The organism is Microbacterium sp. TNHR37B (assembly GCF_001620065.1).
Taxonomy (GTDB): Bacteria; Actinomycetota; Actinomycetes; order Actinomycetales; family Microbacteriaceae; genus Microbacterium.
Genome location: NZ_LQGV01000003.1, coordinates 437151 through 450652, shown reverse-complemented (window position 1 = coordinate 450652; position 13502 = coordinate 437151). Strand labels below are relative to the sequence as shown.

Genomic DNA, 13502 nt, shown 5'->3' with positions numbered 1-13502 from the left:
CGGGGGCGTTCCAGAGAGGACTAGAGGAGGAGAGACATGGTGGAATCCATCGCACGCGTGAAGCACATCCGCGTGACCCCTCAGAAGGCTCGTCGTGTCGTCGCGCTCATCAAGGGAAAGCAGGCTCAGGAGGCTCTCGCCATCCTGAAGTTCGCTCCCCAGGGTGCCAGCGAGCCGATCTACAAGCTCGTCGCCGCTGCGGTCGCCAACGCCCGCGTGAAGGCGGACAAGGACGGCGAGTTCCTGGACGAGCAGGACCTGTACGTGAAGAACGCGTACGTGGACGAGGGCACGACGCTCAAGCGTTTCCAGCCCCGCGCCCAGGGTCGCGCCTTCCAGATCAAGAAGCGCACGAGCCACATCACGATCGAGCTCGCAACCCCCGAGGTTGCCGATGCGCCGGCCGCGACCACGACCAAGAAGGCGAGCAAGTAATGGGACAGAAAGTAAACCCGTACGGCTTCCGCCTCGGCATCACCACGGACCACGTGTCGCGTTGGTTCTCCGACTCCACCAAGCCGGGCCAGCGTTACGCCGACTACGTGGCCGAGGACATCAAGATCCGCAAGCTCCTGCAGACCCAGCTCGACCGGGCCGGCGTCAGCGGGATCGAGATCGAGCGCACGCGTGACCGCGTCCGCGTCGACATCCACACCGCCCGTCCGGGCATCGTCATCGGCCGCCGCGGCGCCGAGGCCGAGCGCATCCGTGCCGACCTCGAGAAGCTCACCGGCAAGCAGATCCAGCTGAACATCCTCGAGGTCAAGAACCCCGAGGCCGACGCTCAGCTGGTCGCGCAGGGGATCGCCGAGCAGCTGTCTGCTCGTGTGGCGTTCCGCCGTGCGATGCGCAAGGGCCTGCAGGGCGCTCAGCGCGCCGGCGCGAAGGGTGTCCGGATCCAGGTCTCCGGTCGTCTCGGCGGCGCCGAGATGAGCCGGTCGGAGTTCTACCGCGAGGGTCGCGTGCCGCTGCACACGCTCCGCGCGAACATCGACTACGGCTTCTACGAGGCCAAGACCACCTTCGGCCGTATCGGCGTGAAGGTCTGGATCTACAAGGGCGATCTCACCAACAAGGAGCTCGCGCGCGAGCAGGCCAACGCGCCCAAGTCCCGCGGTCGTGACGACCGTGGCGACCGCCGCCGTGGCCCCCGCGCCGAGGCCCCCGTCGCAGAAGGAGCGTCTGCCTGATGCTTATTCCCCGCAAGGTCAAGTACCGCAAGCAGCACCACCCGGGCCGTAGCGGCCAGGCCACCGGTGGCACCAAGGTGTCGTTCGGTGAGTTCGGGATCCAGGCGCTGACGCCCGCCTATGTGACCAACCGTCAGATCGAGTCCGCTCGTATCGCGATGACTCGTCACATCAAGCGTGGTGGAAAGGTGTGGATCAACATCTACCCCGACCGCCCGCTCACCAAGAAGCCTGCGGAAACCCGCATGGGTTCGGGTAAGGGCTCGCCCGAGTGGTGGGTCGCCAACGTCAAGCCGGGCCGCGTCCTGTTCGAGGTCGCGGGCGTCAACGAGGAACTCGCTCGTGAGGCGCTCACCCGTGCAATCCACAAGCTGCCGCTGAAGGCACGCATCATCAAGCGCGAGGAGGGCGACGCGTAATGGCCGTCGGTACCAAGACGCTCGCCCCGAGCGAGCTCGACACGTTCGAAGACCAGCGCCTCGTCGAGGAGCTGCGCAAGGCCAAGGAAGAGCTGTTCAACCTGCGCTTCCAGTCGGCCACCGGCCAGCTCGAGAGCCACGGCCGCATCCGCGCCGTCAAGCGCGACATCGCGCGGCTCTACACCGTGATCCGTGAGCGCGAGCTCGGCATCCGTGCCACGCCCGCTCCCGCTGAGGTCGCGACGAAGGCGAAGAAGACCAAGGCCAAGAAGGCGGACGCCGCCGACGAGGCCGCGAAGGAAGAGGCCGAGTGATGGCTGACACGGAGAAGAAGGCACCGGCCGCCAAGGCTGCGGCCCCCAAGAAGGCTCCCGCCAAGAAGCCGGCTGCGGCGAAGGTCGAGGCCCCCGCGGCCGAGGTCGTCGCCCCGGCCGCCGGCCACGAGTCCGCTGCGCACGACGTGCGCGATGCCGACGCCCGCGGGTACCGCAAGGCGCGTCGTGGCTACGTCGTCAGCGACAAGATGGACAAGACGATCGTCGTCGAGGTCGAGGACCGCGTGAAGCACCCCCTCTACGGCAAGGTCATCCGTCGCACGTCGAAGGTCAAGGCCCACGACGAGGCGAACACCGCCGGCATCGGCGATCTCGTGCTCATCAACGAGACCCGTCCGCTCAGCGCCACCAAGCGCTGGCGTCTGGTCGAGATCCTCGAGAAGGCCAAGTAAGCCCTCGCGGCTCGCTTGGAACCCAAGGAGTAAGAAGTGATTCAGACTGAGTCCCGCCTCAAGGTCGCCGACAACACCGGCGCCAAGGAGCTGCTCACGATCCGCGTCCTCGGTGGTTCGAACCGCCGTTACGCCGGACTGGGCGACATCATCGTGGCGACCGTCAAGGACGCGATCCCGGGCGGCAACGTGAAGAAGGGCGACGTGGTCAAGGCCGTCGTCGTCCGTACCAAGAAGCAGGTCCGTCGTGCCGACGGGTCCTACATCAAGTTCGACGAGAACGCCGCCGTCATCCTGAAGAACGACGGGGAGCCCCGTGGCACCCGTATCTTCGGACCGGTCGGTCGTGAGCTTCGTGACAAGAAGTTCATGAAGATCGTCTCGCTGGCCCCGGAGGTCATCTGATCATGGCGAAGATCAAAAAGGGCGACCTGGTTCAGGTCATCACCGGTAAGAAGCAGGACAAGGGCGGCGACCGCGGCAAGCAGGGCGAGGTCCTCGAGGTCCTCGTGGAGCAGAACCGCGTGATCGTCCAGGGTGTCAACTACGTCACCAAGCACAACCGCGTGGGCCAGTCCCAGCGCGGCACGAAGACGGGCGGCATCGAGACGATGGAAGCCCCGATCCACATCTCCAACGTCGCCGTCGTCGACCCCTCGACCAAGAAGCCGACCCGCGTCGGCCACCGTGTCGAGGAGCAGACGAAGGACGGCGTCAAGCGCACCGTCCGTGTGCGGTACGCGAAGAAGAGCGGCAAGGACCTCTGAACATGAGCAGCACCACTGCCGCGGCGGCTGGCAAGATCCAGCCCCGCCTGAAGCAGAAGTACCAGAGCGAGATCAAGAAGGCGCTGCAGGAGGAGTTCGGCTACGCGAACGTCATGCAGATCCCCGGTCTCGTGAAGGTCGTCGTGAACACCGGTGTCGGCGAGGCGGCTCGCGACAGCAAGGTGATCGAGGGCGCGGTCGACGACCTCGTCAAGATCACCGGGCAGAAGCCCGTCGTCACGAAGGCACGCAAGTCGATCGCGCAATTCAAGCTGCGCGAGGGCCAGGCCATCGGCGCGCACGTCACCCTCCGAGGCGACCGCGCGTGGGAGTTCCTGGACCGTCTCGTGAACCTGGCGCTGCCGCGCATCCGCGACTTCCGTGGCCTGTCGCCCAAGCAGTTCGACGGTCACGGCAACTACACGTTCGGTCTCCAGGAGCAGTCCGTGTTCCACGAGATCAACCAGGACAAGATCGACCGCGTCCGCGGCTTCGACATCACGATCGTCACCACGGCGAAGACGGATGACGAGGGTCGCTCGCTGCTGCGCCAGCTCGGGTTCCCGTTCAAGACGGACGACGCCCAGTAAGACCCATCAAGCAGGTCGGCTGTCGTGTAACGGCATCCGAAACCACTGAACAAAGGAAACCAAGAAATGACGATGACAGACCCGGTCGCTGACATGCTGACCCGTCTGCGCAACGCGAACTCGGCACACCACGACACCGTGTCGCTGCCGAGCTCGAAGCTCAAGACTCACATCGCCGAGATCCTCCAGCAGGAGGGCTACATCTCCGGCTGGGAGGTCTCCGACGCCCGTGTCGGCCAGACCCTCACGATGACGCTGAAGTACGGCCCCAACCGCGAGCGGTCGATCGCCGGCATCAAGCGCGTCTCCAAGCCGGGTCTGCGCGTCTACGCGAAGTCCACCGAGCTGCCCAAGGTCCTCGGGGGCCTCGGCGTCGCGATCCTGTCCACCTCCTCCGGTCTTCTCACCGACCGCCAGGCCGAGCAGAAGGGCGTGGGTGGGGAAGTCCTCGCCTACGTGTGGTGATCTGACATGTCGCGTATTGGACGTCTTCCGATCGACATCCCCGCAGGCGTGACCGTCGAGGTCGCCGGCCAGGATGTCGCCGTCAAGGGCCCGAAGGGCGAGCTGAAGCTCACCGTCGCGCGCCCCATCGAGGTCAAGGTGGAGGAGGGCCAGGTCCTGGTCTCCCGTCCCGACGACGAGCGCGAGTCGCGTTCGCTCCACGGACTCACCCGCACCCTCATCAACAACAACATCATCGGCGTGACCCAGGGCTACTCCAAGGGTCTCGAGGTCGTCGGCACCGGTTACCGCGTGCAGCAGAAGGGCAGCGCGGTGGAGTTCGCGCTGGGCTTCTCGCACCCGGTGCTCGTCGAGGCCCCGGCCGGCATCACGCTGACCGTCGAAGGCAACAACAAGCTCACCGTCAGCGGCATCGACAAGCAGGCCGTCGGCGAGGCGGCTGCGAACATCCGCAAGATCCGCAAGCCCGAGCCGTACAAGGGCAAGGGTGTGCGTTACGCCGGCGAGGTCGTTCGTCGCAAGGCCGGAAAGGCTGGTAAGTAATCATGGCTGTGAAGTCGAAGTCCGACGCGCGTGCGCGTCGTCACGCCCGCCTTCGCAAGAAGGTCGTGGGCACCGAGGCGCGTCCGCGCCTGGTCGTCACCCGGTCGGCCCGCCACGTCTTCGTCCAGCTCGTGGACGACAGCAAGGGCCACACCGTGGCATCGGCCTCGACCCTCGAGACCGACCTGCGGGCGTTCGACGGTGACAAGACCGCCAAGGCGCGCAAGGTCGGCGAGCTCGTCGCCGAGCGTGCGAAGGCCGCCGGCGTCGAGGACGTCGTGTTCGACCGCGGTGGCAACCGCTACGCCGGCCGTGTCGCCGCGATCGCCGAAGGCGCTCGCGAGGGAGGTTTGAACCTGTGAGCGAGAACAAGGAGACCGAAGTGGCAGCCACTGCCGAGCAGACCGCGCCCGAGGCGACGGCTGCGACCGAGGCGCCCGCCGAGCGTGAGCGCGAGCCGCGTCGCGGTGGCCGCGAGCGCAACCCCAACCGCGACCGTGGTTCGCGCGACCGTAACGAGAGCCAGTTCCTCGAGCGTGTCGTGACGATCAACCGCGTGTCGAAGGTCGTCAAGGGCGGTCGCCGCTTCAGCTTCACGGCGCTGGTCGTCGTGGGCGACGGCAACGGCCTCGTGGGCGTCGGCTACGGCAAGGCGCGCGAGGTTCCCCTGGCCATCTCGAAGGGCGTCGAAGAGGCCAAGCGCAACTTCTTCCGCGTGCCCCGTTCCGGCTCGACGATCCCGCACCCGGTGCAGGGTGAGGCGGCCGCCGGTGTGGTGCTGCTGCGTCCGGCCGCTGCCGGTACCGGTGTGATCGCCGGTGGCCCGGTCCGTGCCGTCCTCGAGTGCGCCGGCATCCACGACGTGCTGTCGAAGTCGCTCGGTTCGTCGAACACGATCAACATCGTGCACGCGACGGTCGCCGCGCTTCAGCAGCTCGAAGAGCCCCGTGCGGTCGCCGCGCGCCGTGGCCTGGACTTCGACCAGGTCGCGCCGGCCCGCCTGATCCGTGCCGAGGCTGACGCCATCGCGGCACAGAAGGTTGGTGCCTGATGGCTTCGCGTCTGAAGGTCACGCAGGTCAAGTCCAAGGTGAGCGAGAAGCAGAACCAGCGCGAGACGCTGCGTTCCCTCGGTCTCAAGCGGATCGGCGACTCGGTCGTCCGTCCGGACGACTCGCAGACGCGCGGGTACGTCAAGACCGTCGCGCACCTCGTGAAGGTTGAGGAGATCGACTGATGGCCGATAAGGCTGAGAAGACGACCGAAGAGGTCGTCGAGAAGAAGACCGCCGCCAAGAAGCCGGCAGCCGAGAAGGCCCCCGCGGCCAAGAAGGCGCCCGCCAAGAAGGCTGCTGCCGACAGCGCGGACAAGGCTGAGAAGGCTCCCGCCTCGAAGCCGGCCGCCAAGAAGGCGACGCCTGCCCAGGATGCCGGCGCTTCGCGCCCCGGTGTGCTGAAGGTGCACCACCTGCGTCCGGTTCCGGGTGCCAACACCGCCAAGACCCGTGTCGGTCGCGGTGAGGGCTCCAAGGGCAAGACGGCGGGCCGCGGTACCAAGGGTACGAAGGCTCGCTACCAGGTCAAGGTGGGCTTCGAGGGTGGGCAGATGCCGCTCCACATGCGTACGCCGAAGCTGCGCGGGTTCAAGAACCCGTTCCGCGTCGAGTACCAGGTGGTCAACCTCGACAAGCTCGCCGAGCTGTACCCCACCGGTGGCGACGTCACCGTGAGCGACCTCGTCGCCAAGGGTGCCGTCCGCAAGAACGAGAAGGTCAAGGTGCTCGGCACCGGCGACATCTCGGTCAAGCTCAACGTCACCGTCGACAAGGTCTCGGGTTCGGCCGAGCAGAAGATCGTCGCCGCGGGCGGTTCGGTCAAGTAGTCCTGTGACAGGGGCCGACCCGGTTCAGACACCGGGGCGGCCCCTGTTGCCGTACTCTGGGAGACGGCGTGTCCCGACACGCCGCCGTCCATCTGGAGGAATCTCTTGTTCAGCGCCATCGCGCGGGTCTTCCGCACGCCGGATCTTCGGCGGAAGATCGCCTTCACTCTGGCGATCATCGCCATCTACCGTCTCGGTGCCCACGTGCCGACGCCCTTCGTCGACTACCCCAACGTGACCTCGTGTCTCGAGCAGACGGGGTCGACCGACGGACTGCTGTCGCTCGTGAACCTCTTCTCGGGTGGAGCGCTGCTCCAGCTCTCGATCTTCGCGCTGGGCGTCATGCCCTACATCACCGCGACGATCATCGTGCAGCTGCTGCGCGTGGTCATCCCTCACTTCGAGACCCTCTACAAGGAGGGCCAGGCGGGGCAGAGCAAGCTCACCCAGTACACGCGCTACCTCACGATCGCGCTGGCGCTGCTGCAGTCCACGACCCTCGTGACGGTCGCCCGCTCGGGCCAGCTGTTCGGAAACGCCACGGGCGTGCCGGAGTGCTCGTCGCTGCTGACCGAAGAGGCCTGGTGGGCCCAGCTGCTCATGATCATCACGATGACCGCCGGTACCGGCCTCATCATGTGGTTCGCCGAGCTGGTGACCGAGCGCGGTGTCGGCAACGGCATGTCGATCCTCATCTTCACCTCGATCGCCGCGTCGTTCCCCGCGGCCCTGTGGGCCATCCAGGCCACGAACGGCTTCGAGATCTTCCTCCTCGTGCTGGCGGTCGGCATCGCGGTCATCGCGCTCGTGGTGTTCGTCGAGCAGTCCCAGCGTCGGGTGCCCGTCCAGTACGCGAAGCGCATGGTCGGACGCCGCACCCTCGGGGGCACCAACACCTACATCCCGATCAAGGTGAACATGGCCGGCGTCGTGCCCGTCATCTTCGCGTCGTCGTTGCTGTACATCCCGGCGCTCGTGGCGCAGTTCAACCAGACGCCCGACGCCGACGGCAACGTCCCCGGCTGGGTCACGTGGATCCAGCAGTACTTCACGACCGGTGACTCGCCGTATTACATGGCGGTGTACTTCCTCCTCATCATCGGCTTCACCTACTTCTACGTCGCGATCACGTTCAACCCGGTCGAGGTCGCCGACAACATGAAGAAGTACGGCGGCTTCATCCCGGGCATCCGGGCGGGTCGGCCGACGGCGGAGTACCTCGACTACGTCCTGACCCGCATCACGCTGCCGGGCTCGATCTATCTGGGCCTGATCGCCCTGCTGCCTCTGATCGCCCTTGCCACGGTGGGCGCCAACCAGAACTTCCCGTTCGGCGGTGCGTCGATCCTGATCATCGTCGGTGTCGGCCTCGAGACCGTCAAGCAGATCGATGCCCAGCTGCAGCAGCGACACTACGAAGGGCTTCTTCGATGACCTCCACTCCCGCACGCCTCCTGATCATCGGGCCGCAGGGCTCGGGCAAGGGCACCCAGGGTGTTCGGATCGCGGAGTCGCTCGGGATTCCGGCGGTCTCCACCGGAGATGTGTTCCGCGCCAACGTCAAGGAGGGCACGGAGCTCGGCCAGCAGGTCAAGGCGATCATCGATGCCGGCGACCTGGTCCCCGACGAGCTGACGAGCGCGATCGTGCGTGATCGTCTCGAGCAGGACGATGCCGCGAACGGCTTCCTGCTCGACGGCTACCCGCGCAACCTCGGGCAGGTCGGCGACCTCGATGTGTTCTTGGAGGGGCGCGGTGAGCCCCTCACGGCCGTGATCGAGCTCTCGGTGCCGCGGGCCGAATCCATCGCCCGCCTGTCCTTGCGCGCCGCTCAACAGGGCCGCGCGGACGACAACGAGGAGTCCATCGCCAAGCGTCTCTCGATCTACGAGTCCGAGACGGCTCCGATCCTCGATGTCTACCGCGGCCGCGGGATCGTCGACGAGATCGACGGCGTGGGGTCGCTCGACGAGGTGTATGCGCGGATCGTGTCCGCCCTCTCCGCTCGCGGCATCACCGCCTGATCGTGGGACTGCGCCGCTCGCTGTACAAGTCGCCCGCCCAGCTGCGGGCGATGATCGAGCCGGGCCGCATCACCGCCGCGGCTCTCGACCGGGCGCGACGCCTGGTCGCTCCGGGGGTGACCACGGCGGAGCTCGACGCCGTCGCTGACGAGGTCATCCGCGCCCGGGGCGCGGAGTCGAACTTCCAGCTCGTGCGGGGCTACCGCCACACCACGTGCATCTCCGTCAACGATCAGGTCGTCCACGGCATCCCCGGCGATCGCGTTCTGGAGCCCGGCGACATCGTGTCGATCGACGCCGGGGCGCAGTTCCGGGGCTGGAACGGCGACTCGGCGATCACGATCGTGGTCCCCGACCCCTCGCGTCCCGACATCGTCGCGGCGCGCACGCGGCTCTCCGAGGTCACCGAAGCGTCACTGTGGGCCGGCATCGCTGCCCTTGCCTCTGCGCGTCGCGTCGGCGAGATCGGCGACGCCGTGCAGACGACGATCGAGGCGTCGGGGGAGGGATACGGCATCCTCCGCGACTACGTGGGCCACGGCATCGGTCGTCGCATGCACGAGGGACCCACCGTCTTCAACTACCGGGTCGCCGACCTGGGCCCCGAGGTCAAGCCGGGGCTGTGCCTGGCGATCGAGCCGATGGTGGTCGCGGGGTCGGAGGCGACCTTCGTGGAGGACGACGACTGGACGGTCTCCACGGTCGACGGCGGCGATGGCTCCCACTGGGAGCACAGCGTGGCGGTACACGCCGACGGCATCTGGGTGCTGACGGCGGAAGACGGCGGCGCCGCAGGCCTGGCGCCGTTCGGTGTGACCCCCGCACCGATCGCCTGACGGCGTCGCGCTCGAAACCGCGATGCGGTTGTCACGGCGCTGGACACATGAGTTCCATAGCGACCGGGTGAGACAATGACAGACGGTGTCGGCGCGTGCCGACGGAGAAGGACGTGAGGCATGGCGCAATCAGCATCGGGCAAGACGAACTGGTTCGCGATCTGGACGAGTGTTGCAGTGGTCGCCGTCGTGGCCGTGGTCGTGGTGCTCGTGATGATCATGAACAACAAGGCCACCGATCCGGGGGTCGCGCCCGACTCCAGCGGGATCAACCAGGAGACCGGTGCGATCACGTTCGGCGATGGCCCCGACACGGTGTCCACGTGGGTCGATTTCATGTGCCCCTACTGCGGCCAGTTCGAGAAGACCGAGGGCAAGACCATCACCCAGCTCATCGACGAGGGCAAGATCACCCTCGAGGTGCACCCGGTCGCGATCCTCGACCGGCTCTCGCAGGGGACCGAGTTCTCGAGCCGTTCGGCCGCGGCGATGTATGCCGTCGCCGAAGCAGATCCGGCCAACGCGTACGCCTTCCTCGTCGCGATGTACGACAACCAGCCGGCGGAGCAGAGCGCGGGACTCACCGATGAGCAGATGGTCTCGATCGCGAAGGATGCGGGCGTGAACGTCACGCCCGAGCTGGAGAAGGCGATCCTGGATCAGAAGTTCCTCGACTTCGCCAAGGCGCAGAAGCTTCCCGACGGTGCCACGGGCACGCCCACGCTCGCCGTCAACGGGACGATCGTGCCCGTCACCTTCGATGCCGAGACCGACATCGTCGCGCGACTCACCAACGGCTGACGCGGGAAGGTCGGGCCCGCAGTTTGCCGGCCCGACCTTTATCACGTACACTGAATCTTTGGTGCCTTGCGCCTTCATTGGCGTGTCGAAGCACCGAATCCCATCCACCCGCAGACCGACCGGTCTGTGCAAGCGACAGCGAGGCTATGGCTAAGAAAGACGGTGTCATCGAGATCGAAGGCACAGTGTCGGAGGCGCTTCCCAACGCGATGTTCCGCGTGGAGCTGACCAACGGACACAAGGTGCTCGCCACGATCTCCGGCAAGATGCGGCAGAACTACATCCGCATCATCCCCGAGGACCGTGTCGTCGTGGAGCTCTCGCCCTACGACCTCACCCGCGGGCGCATCGTCTACCGCTACCGCTAGACCGGTCGAGAAGTAACGCCCCAGGGTTCCCCCTGCCCGGCGAAGACAGCGAAATCAGGAAATCATGAAGGTCAACCCCTCCGTCAAGCCCATCTGCGACCACTGCAAGGTCATCCGCCGCCACGGCCGCGTCATGGTGATCTGCAAGTCCAACCCGCGCCACAAGCAGCGCCAGGGCTGACGGGCTCCGGGTGCCACGGCATCCGGCCCGGAACGTACAACTCAACACACACTGGCAGGTTCAGAACCTCTTCGGAGGGGACACCCCGGGGCGGAGGCCCGGGCACCGATCCTGCTCCACACCTCCACCAACTCCCAGGAGAAACCGCATGGCACGTCTTGCCGGCGTTGACATCCCGCGCGACAAGCGCGTGGTGATCGCCCTCACGTACATCTACGGCATCGGCCGTACCCGTTCGGCCGAGATCCTCAAGCAGACCGAGATCGACGAGTCGATCCGGGTGAAGGACCTCAGCGACGACCAGCTCGTCGCGCTGCGCGACTACATCGACGCGAACTACAAGACCGAGGGTGATCTTCGCCGCGAGGTCGCCGCCGACATCCGCCGCAAGGTCGAGATCGGCTCCTACGAGGGTCTGCGTCACCGCCGCGGCCTTCCCGTGCGCGGACAGCGCACCAAGACGAACGCGCGTACCCGCAAGGGTCCGAAGCGCACCGTCGCCGGCAAGAAGAAGGCCCGCTAAGCCTTCGCCGGGCATAGCCAAGGATTTAGGGAGAACGCAACATGGCACAGGCCAAGTCCGCCGCGCGCAAGCCGCGCCGCAAGGAGAAGAAGAACATCGCGCTGGGCCACGCCCACATCAAGTCGACGTTCAACAACACGATCGTCTCGATCACCGACCCCTCGGGCGCCGTCATCAGCTGGGCGTCGTCGGGTGGCGTCGGCTTCAAGGGCTCGCGCAAGTCGACCCCGTACGCCGCCGGCATGGCCGCCGAGTCGGCCGCCCGCCAGGCCGCCGAGCACGGCGTCAAGAAGGTCGACGTCTTCGTCAAGGGCCCGGGCTCGGGTCGTGAGACCGCGATCCGTTCGCTGACCGCCGCCGGGCTCGAGGTCGGGTCCATCCAGGACGTCACGCCTCAGGCACACAACGGCTGCCGCCCGCCCAAGCGCCGCCGCGTCTGATTTTCGACGGTCGGGAGCATCGGTCGCCGACCTCCCGACCGTCGCCGGAAACAACTCAACATCTCAGAACACCCACGTGTCATATAGCGGGCACGTGACTGAAAGGAACACATAGTGCTCATCGCACAGCGTCCCACTCTGACCGAGGAGAAGATCGGCGAGTTCCGCAGCCGCTTCGTCATCGAGCCGCTGGAGCCCGGTTTCGGGTACACGATCGGCAACGCGCTGCGCCGCAGCCTGCTGTCGTCGATCCCCGGCGCCGCGGTCACCAGCATCCGCATCGACGGTGTGCTGCACGAGTTCAGCACCATCCCCGGTGTGAAGGAGGATGTCACCGAGATCATCCTCAACATCAAGCAGCTCGTCGTCTCCAGCGAGCGCGATGAGCCCATCACCGCGTACCTGCGCAAGACGGGTGCCGGAGAGGTCACCGCTGCCGACATCTCCGCTCCGGCCGGTGTCGAGGTCCACAACCCCGAGCTGGTCATCGCGACGCTCAACGACAGCGCTCGCTTCGAGCTGGAGCTGACGATCGAGCGCGGCCGTGGGTACGTGTCGGCCACGCAGAACCGCAACGAGTACGCCGAGGCCGGCCAGGTCCCGATCGACTCGATCTACTCGCCCGTGCTCAAGGTCAGCTACCGCGTCGACGCCACGCGTGCCGGCGAGCGCACCGACTTCGACAAGCTGGTGCTGGACGTGGAGACGAAGCCCTCGATCGCCCCGCGCGACGCGGTGGCCTCGGCCGGCCGCACGCTCACCGAGCTGTTCGGGCTGGCGCGCGAGCTCAACGTCGAGGCCGAGGGTATCGAGATCGGCCCCGCGCCCGTCGAGCAGGTGCTCACCAACGAACTGTCGATGCCGATCGAAGACCTCGACCTGTCGGTGCGTTCGTACAACTGCCTCAAGCGCGAGGGCATCAACACGGTGTCCGAGCTCGTCGCCCTGTCGGAGACGCAGCTCATGAACATCCGCAACTTCGGTCAGAAGTCGGTCGACGAGGTGCGCGACAAGCTCGTCTCGCTCGGCCTGTCGCTGAAGGATTCGGTGCCCGGTTTCGACGGCGCCCACTTCTACGGCGGCTACGACGACGAGACCCTCTGAGCGGACACCGGTACCCCCGGGTCTCTCGCTGACACTTTTCACCAGGAGTAACTGACATGCCCAAGCCCACCAAGGGTCCCCGCCTCGGAGGCGGCCCCGCCCACGAGCGCCTGCTGCTTGCGAACCTCGCCGCGGCGCTGTTCACGCACAAGTCGATCAAGACCACCGAGACCAAGGCGAAGCGGCTCCGTCCGCTGGCCGAGCGTCTCATCACCTTCGCCAAGCGCGGAGACCTGCACGCGCGTCGTCGCGTGCTCTCGGTCATCGGTGACAAGGAAGTCGTGCACGTCCTCTTCGCCGAGATCGCCCCGTTGGTCGCCGAGCGCGAGGGCGGCTACACCCGCATCACCAAGGTCGGGAACCGCAAGGGTGACAACGCCCCCATGGCCGTCATCGAGCTCGTTCTCGAGCCGGTGAACCCGAAGCCGAAGTCCGCGAAGAAGTCGGCGGCGCCAGCTGCTGCCGCCCCGGCCGAGGAGGCTCCCGCCGAGGAGGCTCCCGTCGCTGAGGAGACCGTGTCGGACGAGGCCGCCGAGGCGGGCGCCGAGTCGCCCGAAGAAGGCGCTGCGGCCGAAGCCGCCGCTGCGGACGCCGTCGAGGCCCCCGCGGAGGAGAAGGCGGAGTAATCCGCGTTCGCATACGCT

The 13502-nt window shown here is 66.7% G+C and carries 24 protein-coding genes; all 24 read left to right on the top strand.

Annotated elements, in window-relative coordinates; genetic code table 11:
• The first annotated feature begins 36 nt into the window (after positions 1–36).
• The 24 genes from rplV to rplQ all read left to right on the top strand — a co-directional run bounded on the left by rplV (position 37) and on the right by rplQ (position 13484).
• A complete protein-coding gene (rplV, locus tag AVP41_RS10420) occupies positions 37–435 on the top strand; it encodes a 50S ribosomal protein L22 (RefSeq protein ID WP_067164063.1) in 399 nt (132 codons plus the stop codon).
• Positions 435–1190, top strand: coding sequence for a 30S ribosomal protein S3 (gene rpsC, locus AVP41_RS10415; RefSeq protein WP_067164061.1), 756 nt, complete (start codon positions 435–437; stop codon positions 1188–1190). The genes rplV and rpsC overlap by 1 nt, the downstream gene beginning before the upstream one ends.
• On the top strand, positions 1190–1609 hold the full coding sequence (gene rplP / locus AVP41_RS10410; RefSeq protein ID WP_018171451.1) for a 50S ribosomal protein L16: 420 nt from the start codon (positions 1190–1192) through the stop codon (positions 1607–1609). Before rpsC ends, rplP begins: the two co-directional genes overlap by 1 nt.
• Positions 1609–1923: a 50S ribosomal protein L29 gene (gene rpmC / locus AVP41_RS10405; protein ID WP_067164058.1), complete on the top strand. Its 315-nt coding sequence runs from the start codon at positions 1609–1611 to the stop codon at positions 1921–1923. Before rplP ends, rpmC begins: the two co-directional genes overlap by 1 nt.
• A 146-nt stretch (positions 1924–2069) precedes the next feature.
• On the top strand, positions 2070–2336 hold the full coding sequence (rpsQ, locus tag AVP41_RS10400) for a 30S ribosomal protein S17 (RefSeq protein ID WP_067165812.1): 267 nt from the start codon (positions 2070–2072) through the stop codon (positions 2334–2336).
• 36 nt (positions 2337–2372) lie between these two features.
• On the top strand, positions 2373–2741 hold the full coding sequence (rplN, locus tag AVP41_RS10395; RefSeq protein ID WP_067164056.1) for a 50S ribosomal protein L14: 369 nt from the start codon (positions 2373–2375) through the stop codon (positions 2739–2741).
• A gap of 2 nt (positions 2742–2743) precedes the next feature.
• Positions 2744–3103: a 50S ribosomal protein L24 gene (gene rplX, locus AVP41_RS10390; RefSeq protein WP_067164054.1), complete on the top strand. Its 360-nt coding sequence runs from the start codon at positions 2744–2746 to the stop codon at positions 3101–3103.
• Positions 3104–3105: 2 nt separating this feature from the next.
• Positions 3106–3693 carry a 50S ribosomal protein L5 gene (gene rplE, locus AVP41_RS10385; RefSeq protein ID WP_067164052.1) on the top strand — a complete coding sequence of 196 codons (588 nt, stop codon included), beginning with the start codon at positions 3106–3108 and terminating at the stop codon, positions 3691–3693.
• A 66-nt stretch (positions 3694–3759) separates the two neighbouring features.
• The gene (gene rpsH / locus AVP41_RS10380) at positions 3760–4158 is read left to right on the top strand and encodes a 30S ribosomal protein S8 (protein ID WP_067164049.1); all 399 of its coding nucleotides are present in this window, start codon (positions 3760–3762) and stop codon (positions 4156–4158) included.
• A 6-nt stretch (positions 4159–4164) separates the two neighbouring features.
• On the top strand, positions 4165–4701 hold the full coding sequence (gene rplF / locus AVP41_RS10375; protein ID WP_067164047.1) for a 50S ribosomal protein L6: 537 nt from the start codon (positions 4165–4167) through the stop codon (positions 4699–4701).
• Between the two features lie 2 nt (positions 4702–4703).
• Entirely contained in the window at positions 4704–5063 is a 360-nt protein-coding gene (gene rplR / locus AVP41_RS10370; RefSeq protein ID WP_067164044.1) for a 50S ribosomal protein L18, read from the top strand.
• A complete protein-coding gene (rpsE, locus tag AVP41_RS10365; protein ID WP_082829157.1) occupies positions 5060–5752 on the top strand; it encodes a 30S ribosomal protein S5 in 693 nt (230 codons plus the stop codon). Before rplR ends, rpsE begins: the two co-directional genes overlap by 4 nt.
• Positions 5752–5937, top strand: a complete 186-nt coding sequence (rpmD, locus tag AVP41_RS10360) for a 50S ribosomal protein L30 (protein ID WP_067164042.1) — start codon at positions 5752–5754, stop codon at positions 5935–5937. The genes rpsE and rpmD overlap by 1 nt, the downstream gene beginning before the upstream one ends.
• Positions 5937–6581: a 50S ribosomal protein L15 gene (gene rplO / locus AVP41_RS10355; protein ID WP_082829156.1), complete on the top strand. Its 645-nt coding sequence runs from the start codon at positions 5937–5939 to the stop codon at positions 6579–6581. The genes rpmD and rplO overlap by 1 nt, the downstream gene beginning before the upstream one ends.
• A gap of 105 nt (positions 6582–6686) precedes the next feature.
• Positions 6687–8015 carry a preprotein translocase subunit SecY gene (secY, locus tag AVP41_RS10350; RefSeq protein ID WP_067164039.1) on the top strand — a complete coding sequence of 443 codons (1329 nt, stop codon included), beginning with the start codon at positions 6687–6689 and terminating at the stop codon, positions 8013–8015.
• Positions 8012–8605, top strand: a complete 594-nt coding sequence (locus AVP41_RS10345) for an adenylate kinase (RefSeq protein ID WP_067164037.1) — start codon at positions 8012–8014, stop codon at positions 8603–8605. Before secY ends, AVP41_RS10345 begins: the two co-directional genes overlap by 4 nt.
• Before the next feature lie 2 nt (positions 8606–8607).
• Positions 8608–9441 carry a type I methionyl aminopeptidase gene (map, locus tag AVP41_RS10340; protein WP_082829155.1) on the top strand — a complete coding sequence of 278 codons (834 nt, stop codon included), beginning with the start codon at positions 8608–8610 and terminating at the stop codon, positions 9439–9441.
• Positions 9442–9561: 120 nt separating this feature from the next.
• Positions 9562–10242 carry a DsbA family protein gene (locus AVP41_RS10335; protein ID WP_067164034.1) on the top strand — a complete coding sequence of 227 codons (681 nt, stop codon included), beginning with the start codon at positions 9562–9564 and terminating at the stop codon, positions 10240–10242.
• Positions 10243–10388: 146 nt separating this feature from the next.
• Positions 10389–10610, top strand: a complete 222-nt coding sequence (infA, locus tag AVP41_RS10330) for a translation initiation factor IF-1 (protein ID WP_013583992.1) — start codon at positions 10389–10391, stop codon at positions 10608–10610.
• A 64-nt stretch (positions 10611–10674) separates the two neighbouring features.
• A complete protein-coding gene (rpmJ, locus tag AVP41_RS10325; RefSeq protein ID WP_005050492.1) occupies positions 10675–10791 on the top strand; it encodes a 50S ribosomal protein L36 in 117 nt (38 codons plus the stop codon).
• A gap of 148 nt (positions 10792–10939) precedes the next feature.
• A complete protein-coding gene (gene rpsM, locus AVP41_RS10320; protein ID WP_067164032.1) occupies positions 10940–11314 on the top strand; it encodes a 30S ribosomal protein S13 in 375 nt (124 codons plus the stop codon).
• Between the two features lie 41 nt (positions 11315–11355).
• Positions 11356–11754: a 30S ribosomal protein S11 gene (gene rpsK, locus AVP41_RS10315; RefSeq protein WP_067164030.1), complete on the top strand. Its 399-nt coding sequence runs from the start codon at positions 11356–11358 to the stop codon at positions 11752–11754.
• A gap of 114 nt (positions 11755–11868) precedes the next feature.
• Complete coding sequence (locus AVP41_RS10310; protein WP_067164028.1) at positions 11869–12858, top strand: DNA-directed RNA polymerase subunit alpha; 990 nt, start codon at positions 11869–11871, stop codon at positions 12856–12858.
• Between the two features lie 56 nt (positions 12859–12914).
• A complete protein-coding gene (gene rplQ, locus AVP41_RS10305; protein ID WP_067164026.1) occupies positions 12915–13484 on the top strand; it encodes a 50S ribosomal protein L17 in 570 nt (189 codons plus the stop codon).
• Positions 13485–13502: the final 18 nt, after the last annotated feature.